The organism is Robinsoniella sp. (assembly GCF_034124845.1).
On record NZ_JAWYAJ010000583.1, the window covers coordinates 6,094 to 9,126 of the forward strand.

Genomic DNA, 3,033 nt, shown 5'->3' on the forward strand with positions numbered 1-3,033 from the left:
TATTCAAACGGCACAAAATGTAAAGAAGTTCCTTCCTGTTATGAAGTATTTGGCTTCGGAAGGCAGAGAGTTTTATTTTGTCCCCAATGGCAGATAATACTGATCTCCGGTTATAACCGGCCAGTTGAATTCATGATCCGTTTCTCCTTCAGAGCTTATTATAACCTGCAGATAATCTTGTTCCTGAGTTATGGTTACCGCTATTTTCTCCTCCGGATAATACCAGCTGGAAACACCGTCATCCTGTGTGAAATTTTCCACCAGACGCTTCTCACCGGGCTGGGAAATCATTACAGATTTCCCGCCGTTTTGGAACTTCAAAGCAAAAGTTTCCGGGTTCACCTCATACGCTGCCAGTTTTTTATTCATATTCTGGTAGATGTTCTCTTTATCACCCGTGCCTTCAGACTGTATTTTCTCCTTGGTTTCTTCGGTTGAAATTTGGGAAGCACACCCTGTTAAAATCCCCAGAACAACTCCTATTCCAACGCATAGTTTCAAAACACTTCTTTTATACATTTGTTAAACCTCCTGTTTATTTATCCATTCATACCATAGCGGATTCATGTGACAGGCATTTGACAAAACGAATAAATGTGAATAAAAAACCCTAATGATCTGTTGTTTCCTATTTGTAGTTTGCTGCTAATCTATCTTCTATCCTCTAAACTCAATCCAACCAATTGTCATATCCGGTTTTACCAGATCCAAACGCAGCTCATAGCAGCCAGGCTCCAGTTCTACCTTGATCAGCTTCTGTATAATTTTATTCCCATCGGTGCCATTGAGCTGTACGGTAGTCATAACTTCTCCATTTAAGATCATATTTACGGTTGCCTGTGCCTGATTTGTTCCCTGAGAAGAGAGTTCTCCCACAATGCTGAATATTCCAGCATTTTCTACTTTCAGGCATACCGTTTCCCCAAATGCCGGTGTGATCTTTGGAAGTTCAGACAGTATGTAACAGGTTTTTCCTTCTGAGAAGTCTTTATCCGGGCATTCTCTTGCAGCAAATTTCTGGATTCTGGCAGCTTCTTCTGGTTTTCTGTCAAAAGCCGGTACCTGCATCAGAAATTTGCATATATTTTTGGCACAGCGCTGCAGTTCGCCAACCGTAAGACTTCTTTTTTCCAAAAACTCCAATGTATTGTCGTTCATGGCATTTACTTCGGCACCATTATTGTTTACAACCATATAAATATCATTTTGGGCGCGGACCATGAATGCAGTATTTTTTCTGTCAGCCGGACCACCTTCTGCGGTATCATTCATCATAGCCCACCAGTCGGTCATGACTATTCCCTGGTAACCCCACTCGCCCCGTAATATAGTGGTATTCAGATCATAATTTGATGCGGACCAGTGTCCGTTTACCGGATTGTAAGAAGTCATAATAGAGGTAGCATTGCCTTCTTTCACCGCTATTTCAAAGGCTTTCAGATATATTTCACGCAATGCCCGCTCTGAAATGATGGAGTCTACGTGAAAACGGGCTTTTTCCTGGTTATTGCCTGCAAAATGCTTTACTGTTCCTGCGCATCCGGATTTTCGGATTCCTTTTACCGCCGCACTGGCAAAGCATCCGGTCAGATATGGATCTTCTGAATAATATTCAAAGTTTCGTCCATTTAAGGGATTACGGTGTATATTTACACCTGGTCCCAGGAGGGTATCAATTTCATTATTCCGTAATTCTTTTCCTTCTAATGCATAGAGTTCTTCCATCATTGGAATATTCCAGGATGAAGACAGCAATGTCCCAATAGGCATCTGCGTTGCTTTCAGACCACTTTCCATACGGATTCCAGAAGGACCGTCAGCAGCACATGCAATGGGAATACCATATGCTACCAGAGCATCACTCACACCGCCAAAAGCTGCAGCAGTTCCAGGCGTTACTTTGGGGCTGCTCATCCCTTCACCGCGTACAATAGCTGCCAGTTCTTCTGTATTCAGCTGGGCAATAAATGCATTCATCTCTGCTTTTCCCTTTGCTACGTCTTGAAGCTTTATTCCTCTATCACCGGTCTGCGGCATTGTTTCCGGCAGACGCCCGGTTATTCTGTTTTGCAGGGAAATGGTCTGCAGCGGAGTTTCTTCCTGCTGAATCTCGTAGGTTCCATCACTGTTTGTTTTGCCCGGCTTCATCCTTTGAAATGCCCTGACGGGTGCCATTGCCTCTTCCAACGTTTCGATCACAGTCAGATGGTCTACGATGTATGCACCATTTTGGTCAATATCTGCTTTTGTCAGGCTGCGTACACTGTTTCCCACAAAGATTTCATAAGCACCCGCTTCCAGTACATAACAGGACTTATTTCCGGTTATACCGCTGTCATCATAAGAAGCCATAGCCGCAGCGGGGAAACTGATATAAAGCGTTTCTTCTTCCTTTGGCTGCAGGTTTGCAGTTTTAGCAAATGCACGCAGTTCTTTTACCGGTTTTCCCAGCACACCCTGAGGTTCGCCGCTGTAGACCTGAACGACTTCTTTTCCTGCACAGGCGCCGGTATTTTTAACTCTTACCGCCAGTTCAATCCGGGTATCTGCACCACTGCCTGCAGACTTTGCTTCTAATATTTCAATTTTAAAATCAGTATAGGATAGTCCAAAACCAAAAGGATACTGCACTTTTTCCGGTGCGAAAGTTTCGAAATAGCGGTATCCTACATAGATATCTTCCTGATAAAAATTCTGGTCTCCACCACCAAAATTACTGGTAGATGGATAGTCTTCCAGCTTAAAAGCAATGGTGTCAGGCAGTTTTCCGCTGGGATTTATATCACCCGATAAAACATCTGCAACAGCAAGGCCGCCGACCATGCCGCCCTGCCAGATATACATGATTGCCTTGATATGATCCTGGTAAACAGAGTCTTCTGCCCAGCTCATATCAATAATATTTGCAACGTTCAGCAAAACTGCCACTTGCTCAAAATGATGTGTCAGCACTTCGAGGTTTGATTTTTCCTCCCGGGTCAGGCGGTAGCCGCCTTCTGCATCCGCATTATCCTGATCTTCTCCTGCAGTACG

Annotated in this window: 2 protein-coding genes; both read right to left on the minus strand. The window is 43.9% G+C overall.

The genetic code is table 11. From position 1 onward, the window contains the following. Positions 1-72: 72 nt before the first annotated feature. On the minus strand, positions 73-519 hold the full coding sequence (locus tag ACH2DQ_RS28730; RefSeq protein WP_395028780.1) for a hypothetical protein: 447 nt from the start codon (positions 517-519) through the stop codon (positions 73-75). A gap of 138 nt (positions 520-657) precedes the next feature. Next, positions 658-3,033, minus strand: a 2,376-nt coding sequence (locus ACH2DQ_RS28735) for a glycoside hydrolase family 3 N-terminal domain-containing protein (RefSeq protein ID WP_395028781.1), incomplete at its 5' end; no start/stop codon positions are given.